15 protein-coding genes and 1 tRNA gene are annotated in these 14,424 nt (G+C 58.1%); 8 read left to right on the top strand and 8 right to left on the bottom strand.

From position 1 onward, the window contains the following. The first annotated feature begins 180 nt into the window (after nt 1-180). Nucleotides 181-654 (top strand): DUF4148 domain-containing protein, encoded by a 474-nt coding sequence (locus tag H0484_RS14440; protein ID WP_226955343.1) that lies wholly within the window; start codon nt 181-183, stop codon nt 652-654. A gap of 34 nt (nt 655-688) precedes the next feature. Here H0484_RS14440 and H0484_RS14435 read toward each other — a convergent pair whose 3' ends face one another. Further along, nucleotides 689-1,621: a LysR family transcriptional regulator gene (locus H0484_RS14435; protein WP_226955342.1), complete on the bottom strand. Its 933-nt coding sequence runs from the start codon at nt 1,619-1,621 to the stop codon at nt 689-691. Between the two features lie 278 nt (nt 1,622-1,899). On the opposite strand from H0484_RS14435, the gene H0484_RS14430 reads away from it, so the two are divergent. Both H0484_RS14430 and htpG read left to right on the top strand, forming a co-directional pair. Continuing rightward, a complete protein-coding gene (locus H0484_RS14430; protein WP_226955341.1) occupies nt 1,900-2,472 on the top strand; it encodes a YceI family protein in 573 nt (190 codons plus the stop codon). Between the two features lie 111 nt (nt 2,473-2,583). After that, nucleotides 2,584-4,491 carry a molecular chaperone HtpG gene (htpG, locus tag H0484_RS14425; protein ID WP_226955340.1) on the top strand — a complete coding sequence of 636 codons (1,908 nt, stop codon included), beginning with the start codon at nt 2,584-2,586 and terminating at the stop codon, nt 4,489-4,491. Between the two features lie 68 nt (nt 4,492-4,559). Here the strand turns inward: htpG and yghX are convergent, their stop codons facing one another. From yghX to H0484_RS14405, 4 genes are read right to left on the bottom strand one after another with little or no spacing between them, the layout of a single operon-like run. Further along, complete coding sequence (yghX, locus tag H0484_RS14420) at nt 4,560-5,447, bottom strand: YghX family hydrolase (protein WP_226955339.1); 888 nt, start codon at nt 5,445-5,447, stop codon at nt 4,560-4,562. Between the two features lie 31 nt (nt 5,448-5,478). Then, complete coding sequence (ampD, locus tag H0484_RS14415) at nt 5,479-6,075, bottom strand: 1,6-anhydro-N-acetylmuramyl-L-alanine amidase AmpD (RefSeq protein WP_226955337.1); 597 nt, start codon at nt 6,073-6,075, stop codon at nt 5,479-5,481. Nucleotides 6,076-6,087: 12 nt separating this feature from the next. Next, nucleotides 6,088-6,342 (bottom strand): PP0621 family protein, encoded by a 255-nt coding sequence (locus H0484_RS14410; protein WP_226955336.1) that lies wholly within the window; start codon nt 6,340-6,342, stop codon nt 6,088-6,090. Between the two features lie 5 nt (nt 6,343-6,347). After that, a complete protein-coding gene (locus H0484_RS14405) occupies nt 6,348-7,187 on the bottom strand; it encodes a cytochrome C assembly family protein (RefSeq protein ID WP_226955335.1) in 840 nt (279 codons plus the stop codon). Nucleotides 7,188-7,402: 215 nt separating this feature from the next. Here H0484_RS14405 and ffh point away from each other — a divergent pair, with 215 nt between their 5' ends. Continuing rightward, nucleotides 7,403-8,818 carry a signal recognition particle protein gene (gene ffh / locus H0484_RS14400; RefSeq protein ID WP_226955333.1) on the top strand — a complete coding sequence of 472 codons (1,416 nt, stop codon included), beginning with the start codon at nt 7,403-7,405 and terminating at the stop codon, nt 8,816-8,818. A 19-nt stretch (nt 8,819-8,837) separates the two neighbouring features. Here the strand turns inward: ffh and lysM are convergent, their stop codons facing one another. The 3 genes from lysM to trmB form a co-directional block, all read right to left on the bottom strand. Further along, on the bottom strand, nt 8,838-9,284 hold the full coding sequence (lysM, locus tag H0484_RS14395; RefSeq protein ID WP_226955332.1) for a peptidoglycan-binding protein LysM: 447 nt from the start codon (nt 9,282-9,284) through the stop codon (nt 8,838-8,840). A 129-nt stretch (nt 9,285-9,413) separates the two neighbouring features. Continuing rightward, the gene (gene thiS, locus H0484_RS14390) at nt 9,414-9,614 is read right to left on the bottom strand and encodes a sulfur carrier protein ThiS (protein ID WP_226955330.1); all 201 of its coding nucleotides are present in this window, start codon (nt 9,612-9,614) and stop codon (nt 9,414-9,416) included. Further along, nucleotides 9,611-10,327, bottom strand: a complete 717-nt coding sequence (gene trmB / locus H0484_RS14385; RefSeq protein WP_226955328.1) for a tRNA (guanosine(46)-N7)-methyltransferase TrmB — start codon at nt 10,325-10,327, stop codon at nt 9,611-9,613. Before trmB ends, thiS begins: the two co-directional genes overlap by 4 nt. A gap of 172 nt (nt 10,328-10,499) precedes the next feature. Between trmB and H0484_RS14380 the strand changes: the two genes are divergently transcribed. From H0484_RS14380 to H0484_RS14365, 4 genes are all read left to right on the top strand, one after another. Then, nucleotides 10,500-10,573 (top strand) — tRNA-Gly (locus H0484_RS14380). 241 nt (nt 10,574-10,814) lie between these two features. Then, a complete protein-coding gene (locus H0484_RS14375; protein ID WP_226955327.1) occupies nt 10,815-12,743 on the top strand; it encodes a tyrosine-type recombinase/integrase in 1,929 nt (642 codons plus the stop codon). A 569-nt stretch (nt 12,744-13,312) separates the two neighbouring features. Beyond that, nucleotides 13,313-14,068: a hypothetical protein gene (locus H0484_RS14370; protein WP_034027966.1), complete on the top strand. Its 756-nt coding sequence runs from the start codon at nt 13,313-13,315 to the stop codon at nt 14,066-14,068. A gap of 118 nt (nt 14,069-14,186) precedes the next feature. Beyond that, entirely contained in the window at nt 14,187-14,399 is a 213-nt protein-coding gene (locus tag H0484_RS14365; RefSeq protein ID WP_014603611.1) for an AlpA family transcriptional regulator, read from the top strand. Nucleotides 14,400-14,424 lie beyond the last annotated feature (25 nt).

Raw genomic sequence — 14,424 nt, 5'->3', positions numbered from 1 at the left:
CGGTGATGCTCGTCGGCGAACAGGTCGGTCTTGATGGCGGTGCGTGGTTTCATCGGTGCAGGCTGCGGGGTTCAGGACGTCGTAATTTTACCAAGGGCGGGCGAGGCGGAGGTTTTTCGAGGCGCCCTGAAGTGCAAAGACTGTGCTTCAGGCAACTAACTGAAACAGAAAGGACACATCATGATTCGCACACAAGCCTCTGCTATTGCTCTTGCTTTAGGTACTTTGCTGGCTGGCCAAGCCATCGCTGCCGACGCCACCCCCGTTACCCGCGCTCAGGTTCAGGCTGAGTTGGCCGAAGCCATTCGTAACGGTGACGTTATCGTGGGCCAGGCCGGCCTGAAGGAAAACGAGCTGCTGCCTCATCTGTATCCCGCTCAGCAAAAGGCTTCGCAGCTAACGCGTGAAGACGTGAACGAGGAACTGGCGGCTGCGGTACGTAACGGTGACGTTCGTATCGGTCAAGCTGGTGTAAAGCTTAACGAGCTGAACCCCGAGCGCTACGCTGCACATCAAGCGGCTCCTGGTGCTACGCGTGCCGAAGTTCAGGCTGAGCTGGCTGAGGCGGTTCGCAATGGCGAGTTTCGCGTGGGCCAGGCCGGTGTAAAGCTGAACCAACTGGCACCTCAGCAGTACCCTAGCGCTATCAGCTAATCGTAGCTAATCCACGTTGATGAAAGCTTACCCGCTAGCTAACCCCACAGGCCTGCATGGCTTGGCTGGTTTGCTTGCGGGTATGTTCCGTTAAATAGTCTAAAAATACCGTCGATCTTTGCGGAATGAACTTGCGGCTGGGCAGCGCCGCGTACATGGCAAGTTGCCCTGTTATCCACGGGTTCAATACTCGAACCAATTCCCCCCGCGCCAGGTAGGGCGCCGCAATATCCACCGAGATCGAAGTAATGCCGGCGCCGTCCAGGCAGGCGCGCAATAGGGTGTCGGTGTGGTTGGCGACGATTACCGATTCTATGGCGACCTCTATCGCTTTCTCGCGTTGATTCGCGTGCCACAAACGCCAGGGGCGCAGCGGCCCTTCGGGTGCTTTCAGGCGCAGACAGTCGTGTTGGGCCAGTTCTGGTGGCTGCTTGGGCGTACCTTTGCGTGCAATGTACTCGGGCGAGGCCAGCAGTATGACTTCGGTGCCGGTGATTTTGCGTGCGACGATGTCGGCGTCAAAGCTGGCATCTACGCCCAATAGGGTGATGTCATAGTCTTCTATGGGCGGGTCGCGGCGCGAATCCACTTCTAAATCAATAATGATGCCCGGATATAGTTGGCGAAACTTCGACAACATGGGCGCAATGACGTAGCTGGCCAGCACGGGTTGGGTGTGTATGCGTAGGCGACCGGCCAGTTGGTTAGTGTGGGCGCTGGCGATGCCGTCGGCTTCGTCCAGGTCTTGCAGTATCTGGCGCACACGGGACAGATAGGCTTCGCCCGCTTCCGTCAGCGCTACGCGCCGTGTGGTGCGTTGAAATAGCCGCGTACCCAAATGGGCTTCCAGTTCGGCGATCAGTCGCGTGACTACTGGGGGCGACATATCCATGGTTCGCGCTGCTGCGGCAAAGCCGTTCTCGTTGGCCACGCGCTCAAATACCCTCATTGCCAGTAGCTTATCCATACTTCCTTGGCTCCTATTGTTCTTATGGTAAGAATAGTTTGTGACGCTTTGCCGGGTTTATTAGCGGGCAAGATGGCCTTAAAGTTATCTTCATGGCGAACCCGATAGGCACGTGCTGGTGAAAGCTACCGATAGCCAGGCGAAAAGGGTAGAGTAGCCTTATTGTTTTGAATATGGAAATTATGCGGCGTTTTGTACGCTTGTGCATGATTCGCCGCACGGGGCGCAAGCTTTAATCAGCGTGTCTGCCCCGCCTATCAATCATCAAAGGAGTTTTTATGAAGGTTTCATTCTTGCGTTCGGCGGTTTTGGCTGCAGCTTTGGGCTTGGGGGCTTTGGGGCAGGCAACGGCTGCCACGTACACCTCGATAGACGGTCAATCCAGCAAAATTGGGTTTGGCTATAGCCAGATGAATGTAAAAATGGACGGCAGTTTTGCCGAGCTGAAGGCGCCGACCTTTAGTTTTGACCCGGCCAACCCAGAGGCCGCCCAAGTGACCTTAGAGGTTGTGCTGGCCAGCGTAGACGCAGGCTACGACGAGGCCACGGAAGAGTTGGCCAAAGACGAGTGGCTGGCTTTAGGCGCACATCCTTTGGCGACGTTTACTTCTACCAAGGTAGAGGCCTTGGGCGACAACCGCTTTCAGGTGACGGGCAATCTGACCATAAAGGGGATAACCCAGCCGGTAACAGCGCCTTTTACTTTCAAGGAAGATGACAAGGGCGGCGTGTTTGAAGGCGCCTTCAGCTTTAAGCGCTCTGATTTCAATGTGGGCGAAGGGCAATGGAAGGACACCAGCATTGTTGCCGACGATATTCAGATCACCTTCAGCGTGGTGGGCCAACCTTAAGCCACGAACGAGACACGCAGCATCGGGCGTATGGGGGCGGTCTTGAAATTGCCGGGTTCGGCCCCCATGTGTGTCAGGTTTCTATCTTTAACCTGATTTTCACGATACGCCATGACAGACTCAAGCACCACTACCGCTGAAACCCTGGGTTTCCAGGCCGAGGTCAAGCAGTTGCTGCACCTGATGATTCATTCGCTGTACAGCAACAAAGAAATCTTCCTGCGCGAACTGGTGTCCAATGCTTCCGACGCGTGCGACAAGCTGCGCTTCGAAGCGCTGGATAAGCCCGAATTACTGGAAGGCGGGGCCGAGCTGGCTATTACCGTCGATTTCGACAAAGATGCCCGCACGATCACGATTTCTGACAACGGTATCGGGATGTCGCGTGAAGAGGCTGTGGCTAACCTGGGCACCATTGCGCGCTCGGGCACTAAAGAATTCTTCAGCCAACTTACAGGCGATAAGCAAAAAGACGCGCAACTGATTGGTCAGTTTGGCGTGGGCTTTTACTCCTCGTTTATTGTGGCCGACAAAGTCACCGTGATTACCCGCCGTGCGGGCCTCACCCCCCAAGAGGGTGTGCGTTGGGAATCCGACGGCCAGGGCGAGTTCACCATAGAAGCTGCTGAAAAAGCCGGTCGCGGTACCGACATCATTCTGCACCTGCGTGAAGACGAAGACGAACTGCTGAGCGGCTGGAAGCTGCGCGAAATTCTGCGTCGCTATTCCGACCATATTTCGCTGCCGGTACGCATGTACAAGGAAGAGTGGAACGAGGAAAAATCCGAGCAGGTCAAGAGCGAAGAGCTGGAAAACGTGAACCAGGCCAATGCCTTGTGGACGCGCAGCAAGTCTGAGATTACAGACGAGCAGTATCAAGAGTTCTACAAGCATGTGGCGCACGATTTCGAGAACCCGCTGGCCTGGGCGCACAACCGCGTAGAGGGCCGCAGCGAATACACCCAGCTGCTTTATATTCCTGCGCGTGCGCCCTTCGATATGTGGGACCGCGATGCCAAGCGTGGCGTCAAGCTTTACGTCAGGCGCGTCTTCATCATGGACGATGCCGAGCAGTTGTTGCCGGCCTACCTGCGCTTCGTGCGTGGTGTTATCGATTCGGCCGATCTGCCTTTGAACGTCTCGCGCGAGATTCTGCAGGAAAGCCGCGATGTGCGTGCGATTCGCGAGGGCAGCACCAAACGTATTTTGTCGGTGCTGGAAGACCTGGCCGAGAACAAGCCCGAAGACTACACCGTGTTCTGGAACGCGTTTGGTCAGGTGCTGAAAGAAGGCACGGGCGAAGACATGGCCAACCAAGAGCGTATTGCCAAGCTGCTGCGCTTTGCTTCTACGCATTCTGGCGAACCTACGCAAAACGTCACGTTTGCCGACTACGTGGCCCGTATGAAGGAAGGCCAGGACAGCATCTACTACGTGACGGCAGAGTCCTTCAACGCTGCAGCCAATAGCCCGCATCTCGAGATCTTCCGCAAGAAGGGCATAGAAGTACTGCTGATGTCCGAGCGTGTCGACGAATGGATGCTGAACTACCTGCGCGAGTTTGACGGCAAGCCGCTGGTGTCGGTGGCCAAGGGCGGCCTGGATCTGGATAAGCTGGCCGACGAGGAAGAAAAGAAGCATCAGGCCGAAGTGGCCGAGTCTTTCAAGCCTTTGGTTGAGCGCCTGCAAGCCAGCCTGGGTGAACAGGTGAAAGAAGTTCGCGTCACCGTGCGCCTGGTGGATTCGCCCGCGTGCGTGGTGGTCGATGCCAACGAGCTAAGCCCGCAACTGCGTCGCATGTTGCAAGCAGCTGGCCAAGACGTACCCGAGTCCAAGCCTATTCTGGAGATCAACCCCGAACACGCCTTGTTCCAGCGTGTGCAGGCTGCTTCTGACGAAGACTTTGGTGCTTGGGCCAAGCTGCTGTTAGAGCAATCCATGTTGGCCGAAGGCGCGCACCTGGAAGACCCCGCTGGTTTCGTCAAGCGCGTAAACCAGTTGCTGCTTAAGCAAGGCTAAGCTAACAAGCAACCTTTAGCTGTGCAAGGCCGCATCCCTTTCAAACAGGATGCGGCTTTTTTATGCCCTTAAGCCAAATGCTTGTTGAACCAGGCTAGGGTGCGTTCCCAGGCCAGCTTGGCTGCGGCTTCGTCGTAGCGCGGTGTCGAGTCGTTGTGGAAGCCGTGGTTAGTGCCGGGATAAATGTGCGCTTCGTAGGGCGTGCCGGCGGCCTTGAGTGCGGCCTCGTAAGCTGGCCAGCTACCGTTTACATTGGGGTCGGTTTCGGCAAAGTGAAATTGCACAGGCGCGCGTATACGGGTGACATCTTCAGGGCGCGCCTGGCGGCCATAAAAGGGCACGGCGGCGGCGAGTTCGGGGTAGGCCACGGAAGCGGCGTTAGAAACTCCACCGCCATAGCAGAAGCCCGTAATGCCGATTTTGTCTGTGGTTTGATCGCTGACTTTCAGGTACTCAATGGCCGCGAAGAAGTCGTTCATCAGCTTGCCTGGGTCTACCTGTTGTTGCAGTGCGCGGCCTTGCTCGTCGTTGCCGGGGTAGCCGCCCACCGAGCTTAGGCCGTCGGGCGCCAGGGCAATGAAGCCCGCTTTGGCCACACGCCGCGCCACGTCTTCAATATAGGGGTTCAAGCCGCGGTTCTCGTGCACTACCACAATACCCGGTACGGGGCCAGAGACCTTGGCGGGGCTGACGAGATAGCCGCGTACCTCGCCATGGCCGTTGGGCGAAGGGTAGCGTATGTATTCGGCCCGAATATCGGGGTCGGTAAACAGAATCTGCTGCGCCAGCGCGTAATTGGGGCTAAGAGCGGCCAGCAGGGCGCTGGCGGTGAGGCCGCCAACGGCAAACTTGGCGGCACGATCCAGGAAATCGCGGCGCGTCAGCCGGCCATGCACATAGCCGTCGTAAAGCTGCAGAAGTTCGGCGGGAAAATCCTTGGCGGTAAGTCGGCTCATGCTTGTCTCCTGAGGGGGCACAACAGCGGGGCTAGGGGCGTTGCGATTCCGGTAACTGATGCGGCAGCCAAATGGCTTCACGGGCGTAACGCTGCCAGTTGAAAGCCGGGCCGGGGTCTGTTTTGCGTACCGGCGCAATGTGTTCGTGACCTCTTACGGCGCGTAAGGGGTGGTGTGCGCGTAGCGCTGCGGTAAGCTGGGCCAGCGTTTGGTATTGCGCTTCTTCATAGGGAAGGTCGTCGGTGCCTTCGATCTCTATGCCTATGGAAAAGTCATTGCAGCGCGTGCGGCCTTCGTAGAACGATACCCCAGCATGCCAGGCCCTATCCAGGGTGGAAACGAACTGAATCACACTGCCGTCGCGCCGCACAAAAAAATGAGAGGAAACGCGCAAACCTTGTAATTGGGCAAAGAAAGGGTGACCTGTGACGGGCAGTTGATTCAGAAACAGCTGGGCGACTTCGGGGCCGCCAAACTGACCGGGCGGCAGGCTGATGTTGTGCAGTACCAGCAAGTCTATGGGCGCGGCGGGCGAGCGCCTATCGTAGTTGGGGGAGGGCTGGTGCGTCACGCCTGTTTCAAGGGCCAACCAGCCTTCTGGGCCTAGCGTGAATGCAGCCGTGTGCATGCTGCGGGCCCTTTATACGCGGGCACCTAAGCGTGCATGCTCGCTGCTGCACCAGGTTTGCCCTTGCTGCATATAGGCCTCAGAGCGTGGCAGATGAATACCGCAGTGGGCACATCGCACCATGGATTCGCTGGCACCGGAAACCGAAGGCCGTGGTTTAGGAGCCGCCATAGGCGGCTGCTTGGCCGACCTGGCTTTCATGGTTAGCATACGTGCCACCATCAACGCAGCAAAAATGACAACCAGCCAGAACAAAATCTTACCCATGCTTATTAGCCCCGATTCAGAATGACGTCGAGCACAAAATGGCTACCGCTATACGCCAATATGAGCAGGGCAAAGCCCAGGAGTGTCCAGCGCAGTGCGCGCCGACCGCGCCAGCCCCAGGCGTAACGCCCCAACAGCAACCAGGCGAAAGTAAGCCAAGAAAGCAGCGTGAAAACGGTTTTGTGATCGAGCGGGAAGATTTTACCCACCAATTGCAAAGATACGATGGCACCCGAGACGACGGTAAGGGTCAGGGCGAAAAAACTGATACCGATGAGCCTGAAGAGCAGGTGCTCTTGCGTGAGCAGAGGCGGCATGGCGTCAAGGGCGCGACTGATCCAACCGCGTTTCTCGGCTTGTTCTACCGGTCGGTGCAGGTAGTTGTCTAGCGCGGCCATCAGCAAGGCTTGCAGGGCGGAAACCGTAGTCAAGCCATAGGCCATCAGGGCAATCAGCAAATGCAGGCGTAGCCAACCGCTGCCGGTGTTGGTAACCAGATGGGCATTCGGGAAAATGGCCGCCAAGGCGCAAATCAGTGCGGCTGCAGGCAACAGCAGTATCAAGAGGCTGTCTATGCGTAGGGCCAGGCTTTCCAGCCAGAAGACGATCATGCCCAGCCAGACGGCGACGGACAGCGCCAGCGCCCAGCCTAAGTAAAGGTTGGGACCTTGCATGATGGATTCCGCCAAGCCCATTCCGTGCAGCGCAAGGGCCAAAAGCAGGCCGATGCGGCCCGCCCACCCGAGGCGGTTGGAGGTTTGGCGGGAAAGGGGGCGTATGAACACCGCTGCCATCAAGGAATAGGCCAAGGCGGCGAGCGAGTGCAATACAATTCCTGCTGGCATGGCGTGCGTAAAGTGAAGTCGGCTGGCAGGCGGGATGCCCGCGCGCAACCATGCTAGAGTGTAGCCCAGACCATTACATAATGGTAAATGCTAATCAGTCAGCTTTGGGCGGTGGCCTGGGCTGGCGCGGCGGTTTTCTTGGCCGCTTGCACGACCCGGCGGCTGCCCTCAGGCACTTCTCCGTTCGGGTTTTACGTCATTCAGGCAGGTTGTTCATGTTCGAAAATCTTACTCAGCGCATGTCGCGCGTCGTCAAGACCCTTAGGGGCGAGGCGCGCCTGACCGAATCCAATACCCAGGACATGCTGCGCGAGGTGCGTCTGGCGCTGCTAGAGGCCGATGTGGCTTTGCCCGTGGTGCGAGAGTTCGTGGCTCGTATCAAAGAAAAAGCTCTGGGCCACGAGGTGGCCGATAGCTTGAATCCCGGTCAGGCCTTGGTGGGTATCGTTCACAGCGAGCTCACCGCCCTGATGGGGGGCGATCTGGGCGAAGGCGCCAGCGAGCTATCTCTGGCGACTCAACCCCCAGCAATCATTTTGATGGCGGGCTTGCAGGGGGCGGGTAAAACCACCACCACCGGTAAGTTGGCCAAGTGGCTGACCGAAGGCGGCCACGTTCAGCAAGGCCGCAAATCGGGCAAGAAAAAAGTGCTGGTGGTCAGCGCCGACGTTTACCGCCCGGCTGCTATTGATCAGCTGAAAACGGTGGCAGAACAGGCCAAGGTCGACTTCCTGCCCTCAGACCCTTCCCAAAAGCCCGAGGCCATTGCCACGGGGGCTGTCGAGCACGCCAAGCGTCATCACTACGACATTCTTATTGTCGACACGGCAGGTCGCCTGGGGGTGGACGAGGCCATGATGCGGGAAATCCGCAGTCTGCACGATTTGCTGAATCCTATTGAAACCCTGTTCGTGGTTGACGCCATGCAGGGGCAAGACGCTGTGAATACGGCCAAGGCCTTCGGCGACGCCTTGCCGCTTACCGGCGTGGTACTTACCAAGCTAGACGGCGATGCACGCGGCGGTGCGGCGCTTTCGGTGCGTCACGTGACCGGCAAGCCGCTGAAGTTCGTAGGGGTTTCCGAAAAGCTGGACGGGCTGGAGCCTTTCCACCCCGAACGCATGGCGCAGCGTGTGCTGGGCATGGGCGACATTGTGTCGCTGGTCGAGCAAGCGCAAAAAAATATAGATATTGCCGAAGCCCAGAAGATGGCGGCCAAGCTGAAAAGCAGCAGCCGCTTCGACCTGAACGATTTTCGCGATCAGCTGCAGCAAGTCAAAAAAATGGGCGATATGGGTTCGTTGCTGGAAAAGCTACCCGCTCAGTTTTCGCAGGCGGCCAGCCAATTGCAGGGTGGCCAGGCTGAAAAGCAATTGCGCCGTACCGAAGGCATACTCAATGCCATGACGCCTCAAGAGCGTGCCAAACCCGAGTTGCTGAAGGCTTCGCGCAAACGCCGCATTGCCGCGGGTTCGGGCGTGCCCGTTCAAGAGGTCAACCGTCTGCTGGCTCAGTTTGAGCAGATGCAGGGCATGATGAAGCAGATGAAGAAAGGCGGCATGGCCAAGATGATGCGCGCCATGGGCGGCCTGAAAGGCCTGGGGCGCGGCGGCTTCGGAGGATTGCGCTAAGCCGCCGCTAGGCAATGGCTTAGTTCAATGCGGGAATACGCAGCACCTGGCCAGGATAGATCTTGTCTGGGTGCGTCAGCATGGGCGTGTTAGCCTCGAAGATCACGTTGTATTGGGCGCCCTTGCCCTTACCGTAGTGCTGTTCGGCGATCTTCCACAAGGTGTCGCCTTTTACTACGGTGTACATGACGGCTTCGGCGGCAGGGGCCTCGACTTCCAGTTGGTTGTCGACGGCTGCTACGCCCACCGTATTACCCAGGGCCAGCGAGATTTTTTCGGCAGCTTCGGTAGAGGCGGCCTTGCCGGTCACGGTCACTTTGTCGCCGTCTACCGTAATGTTGAGCCCTTCGGCGTCTAGCTTGTGCTTAGCCAGTTCTTTTTGCAGCTCTTCAGCCGTTGCGGCTTGAGCCGTATTGGCGCCGAACAGCTTTTCTCCGACATCCTTGATGAAATTGAGCAGACCCATGGCGTTCTCCTTTGTCAAAATGCTAGGGGAACGCCCATTATGGTGTCACTTGGGCTGCTCGCGCAGTCTGTCAGTGTCAATTAAGGTGAAAAAGGGGTGTTCAGGCTAGATAAATGCCCATCGGGTATATCAGCCCCCGCCTACCGCCACCACAATTTCCAGGCGATCGCCATCGGCCAGTTCGGTAGAGGCGTGCTGGCTGCGCGGCACGATGTCGCCATTGCGCTCGATGGCAATACGCTTGTTCTCGTAGCCCAGCTCGCGTATCAGTTCGGCAACGGTTTGCACCGAGCCCAAGGGGCGCGACTGGCCGTTCAAGATAATGTTCATGCTTGGCTCCGGCGAAAAATCAGATCCCACACGCCATGGCCCAAACGTAGGCCGCGTGTTTCGAATTTGGTTTGAGGCCGGTAGTCGGGACGTGGTGCAAAGCCTTCGCAGGTGTTTTCCAGTTGGGGCTCTGCCGTCAGCACTTCCAGCATTTGATGGGAGTAGTGCTCCCAGTCGGTGGCGCAATGCAAATACGCACCCGGCTTCATGCGGCTGGCCAACAAAGCAATGAACGGCGCTTGAATCAAACGACGCTTGTGGTGGCGCTTCTTGGGCCAAGGGTCGGGGAAATAAATATGCACGCCCGCCAGGCTGTCGGGGGCGATCATATCGCGCAAAACCTCAACGGCATCATGCTGAATGATGCGGATGTTTTGCAGGCCGTTGTCTTCGATTTTTTGCAGCATCGAACCCACGCCGGCATTGAATACCTCAACCCCCAGAAAATTGTCTTCCGGGCGAGCCAGAGCGATCTTGGCGGTGGTTTCCCCCATGCCGAAACCGATTTCCAGAATGGTGGGCGCGGCGCGGCCAAAAACGGCTTCCGGGTTTAACAAGGCAGGCTTGTAGGGCAGGCTCCAGCGCGGAGCCAGTTGTTCCAAGGCCTGCTGTTGCCTAAGCGTGATGTGGCTGCGGCGGTGAACGAAGCTGCGGATATGCGTGCCGCCGATCGCGGGCGTATCGGAAGAGGGGGGAGTGACTTGGATGTTCATGGCGGCATTATAAATTTAATACAGCGGAATTTGCCGGCAGGGCTAGTTGGCAAGCACGCTAATGGGCTTGTTTTTCAGGTAGAATACTTGGCTGCGCGGCCCTAAAGCGATTTAATAAGTTTAACCACACCCTATAGTGTGGCCTATAAGTGGTTTAGGTGCTGTCAAAAATGCGGGTGTAGTTCAATGGTAGAACGGCGGCTTCCCAAGCCTCAAGCGTGGGTTCGATTCCCATCACCCGCTCCACTTCGACTTTCCAGGGACTTCCACCGGAGTCCATAGAACGTCGTAAGTCATTGTCAGGATTGATGATTTTCACCCAACCTCGATCCACTGACATCCAGCGAAATCCACTCCCAGCCGCATCGAAACGGTACGTTGAGTGGTACATTGGCAATGCGGAGGTTCCCAAAACCGTATTGTTGCTGGAGGAGCAGACGTTCCGTCGGGAACATGGCATCCAACTCGCTTCGCAGGAGTTGGGCTCATGCTTTCAGACCTCCAGGTTCGACAGGCCAAGGTGACCGGCAAGGCGTATTCGCTTGTCGATTTCGACGGTCTCTACTTCCACATCTCCGCCACCGGCTTCAAGGCGTGGCACTTCCGCTTCACTTGGGGCGGCAAGCGCGAGCGCATGTCCTTCGGCGGCTATCCCGCGCTTTCCCTGAAAGACGCCCGTCATCTGCGCGACGAGGCCCGGGCAATGCTGGCCAAGGGCATCAACCCGCATTCGGAGCGCAAGCGCAAGCGCCACGCCATCGTCCTGGCTGGCGAGCACACCTTCCAGGCCATCTACGACAAATGGCTGGCCCACCGCAGCCTCTCTCTGGAAAATGAGGGCCGCCAGAGCACGCCCAAGCAGATCGGGCGCATCTTCGCGAAGGATGTGTTTCCCGTATTGCGCCACCTGACCATCTATGACGTCACCCGCGCCCATCTGCTGGACATCATCGGCAGAGTCGAAAAGCGTGGCTCGCTGTCGGTCGCCGAGAAGCTGCGCACCTGGTTCAGCCAGCTATTCACCTACGCCTCGGTGGTGGTGCCCAACATGGGCGACAACCCGGCCAAGGATTTGGATGTGGTGGCGATGCCGCTGCCGCCGGTGGAGAACAATCCCTTTTTGCGCATGCCCGAGCTGCCGGCAATGCTGCAGACGTTGCGCAAGTACAGAGGTCGCCTGAATACGCAACTGGGTCTACGTCTGCTGCTGCTCACGGGCGTGCGCACCGGTGAATTGCGCTACGCCACGCCCGATCAGTTCGATTTAGAGCGCGGTCTGTGGATCATCCCGGTTGTCAGGCTCAAGCAACGCAAGCAGCTCACCAAGAAGAAGCGTCAGCGTTTCGCCGATATTCCGCCATACATCGTGCCACTGTCGTTGCAGGCACAAGAAGTCGTTCGTCATCTGCTGGGAAATCTGAAGCCAGCGCAGGTCTATCTCATTCCCGGTGATTGGTGCCTGAAAAACCCTCTCAGCGAGAACACGCTCAATGGCGCGCTCAAGCGTATGGGATATGAAGACCAGCTCACTGGGCATGGCGTTCGCGCCACCATCTCGACTGCGCTCAATGAATTGGGGTATCCACCCAAATGGGTAGACGCTCAACTTTCGCATGCCGATCCGGATCGGATCAGCGCGACCTACAACCACGCCGAGTACGTCGAGCAACGCCGCGTCATGATGCAGGACTGGGCCGACCGCCTGGACTTGTTCGAGCAGAATCAGGTCGAAGTTGCCAGCACGCACCTGACCATCACGCTGCAGGGCCTGCCCACGATTGCCGGGCAGGCGGTCGCGCACCCGCCAGCCCTGAATCCAAATGCCCCTCAGTTGATCGTTGCGCCTGCACCGGATGCGCCAGCGGTTCCAGCTTCCGTATATCGACTTTCGGCGGTGCATCTGCCCGAGTACGCGCGCCCCACGCTGTCAGAGGTGCAGCGCGAGCGTTTGCAATTGCTGGAGATGTTCGAGGCGCCTCACAACCTATCGGTCGCCGATTACGCCAAACTGGTTGGCAAGTCCCGCCGCTGGATCACTTACGAGATTCAGGCCGGCAATCTCCTGTCGATCCATATGGGTCACCGTGGGCAGCGCGTCCCGGACTGGCAACTCGACCCCATCAAACGCAAGCTGATTCAGGCTGTCCTGAAGCTGGTGCCGCGCGGCATCGACACTTGGCACATCTATCACGCACTGCTGCGGCCATACGATGCCCTGGGCAAGTGTCCAGTCATCGAGGCAGTCGATCCGACCAACCTGCATCTTGCAGCTCGACTGGTCGCCGCACATGCCATAGAAACCGATGAGCTTGCAGAGCAATCGGAGGCGTCTCCGGTGCTGGCCAGGCAGACTATAGAGCGCCTGGTAAAAACGGCAATGTTGGTTGATACGCCCGAAGATCTAGTCGCCCGTTGAGCTGAGGCCGGACGGCAGCACCGTCCGGTCAAGGTCAAAGCAGGGCACAAATAGGTCGATCGCTTCGCATGACCACCCATCCGTCTTCTGCGCGGCCAACTCGCAATTTCCAAGTGTCGGCAGGCAGCGTCTAGCGTCGAATCTGCGCCTGGCAGTCACCACGGGCGATTTCTCTGTGATGCTATCTCGCTATATCAGTATCCCGATCGGATATGACGCCAGCGGATTTCCGTTGCCAATCCCAAGCCCCGAGCAATAGATTCCGACGCTCCCAGATTTTTGAAACCGCTGGCGTATCAGACCATACCGATACGGTTTTGCGGGAGCCGCAACTTCTCACGATCCTGATAGTGCAAGCGTCACTGTCGAGCCGCGACGGACGCTCGATTTTCTTGTGCTCGATGGATTTTTGCACATCGAGCACACAACGCCTACTCGTTGCGCGAACTGATCAGAAGTAATCAAAAGCGGGCGTCATCACTCGCGTCTTGCGCGGACAACAGGCCGACCATGAGGACGGCTGCAAAAGCAGTCGGCCCTGTAGTTCTTCTCCTGGAAGGAGACGGAGCATGCACGAGAACAAAAATGATGCACCAACATCAAAGGTGTTCTACCGCCCGCTCGAAGCGTCCATCCGCTGGGCCGGACTGCTGCGATACGAGCAGGTGATCCTGGCTTCGGTCTCGTCGCCTATGAATCTGCCGCAGTCGCTGGACTGCCCACGTTTGGGCGAACTGCGGCTGTACACCGACCGCATCTATGACGGCATCCTCAACGGGGAACTGCCCTTCGGGCAGCACGGCATCACGACGCGCGACACCGCGTTGATCGAATCGCCTGATCTGACGGTACGCCATGTCGATCTGAAGTGCTGGATGCGCCAGCACTACCCCGAGCAGCGGCCCGGCTTTCTCTTCTCCCGCGGCGAGCGCATCACCCATCCCTTCATCTCTCTGGAAACAGGGCAAGCCATGCTGGTCGAACGCCAGGCTTTGAAATCCGCCCTGGAACAGACCAAACGTCAGCTCCGCGATTTGCAGGACAAGCATGACGCGCTGCTCAAGCAGCCCACGGTGATTCCGGCATGCGCGCAGTGTCCGATCAGTGATCGGGCCGAGGCCACCTACCTGAACATCGTTGGCGGCCTGTTGGAGCTGATGCTCGGCCAGTCGCCATCGGGCACGCCGTACTCCAGCTTCAAGACGCAGGAGGCCGTGGTCAGCGCGCTGGTTGCCCATCACAGCGGCGCCATGGGCATCGCGGAGCGGACATTGAACGGCAAGTTCGCCACCGCCAGGCGCCGACTGCGTAGCGCCTCCCTCTGAGATTTGCCAGCTTGTATGTGCAGTCGCGGGGATTGCATTTGCAATGTCTTTTCGCAGCCGTGTCTATTGAATAGAGGTCACGCCAACAAACGCCACTGAGCGTTCAGGAGTGACCGCCATGTCGCAAACACCTGTACTGCAGCCAAACGAACGCCGCATCCTGCGCCTGGAAGAAGTCGAAGCGAAATCCGGTTTCAAGCGCGCCCACATCTACAACCTGATGAAGAAACGCCAGTTCCCGCAGGCGCTGCGTCTGGGCGTGCGCGCCGTGGGCTGGGATTCCATCGAAATCGATCAGTGGATCGACGAGCGCGTCAACAACCGGGCCTGACCCGTTCTCTCGCGGACTTTCCATC

This window comes from Mesopusillimonas faecipullorum (genome assembly GCF_020539505.1).
In the GTDB taxonomy this organism is placed as follows: Bacteria; Pseudomonadota; Gammaproteobacteria; order Burkholderiales; family Burkholderiaceae_B; genus Mesopusillimonas; species Mesopusillimonas faecipullorum.
This window is presented reverse-complemented; position numbering and strand designations above follow the sequence as displayed.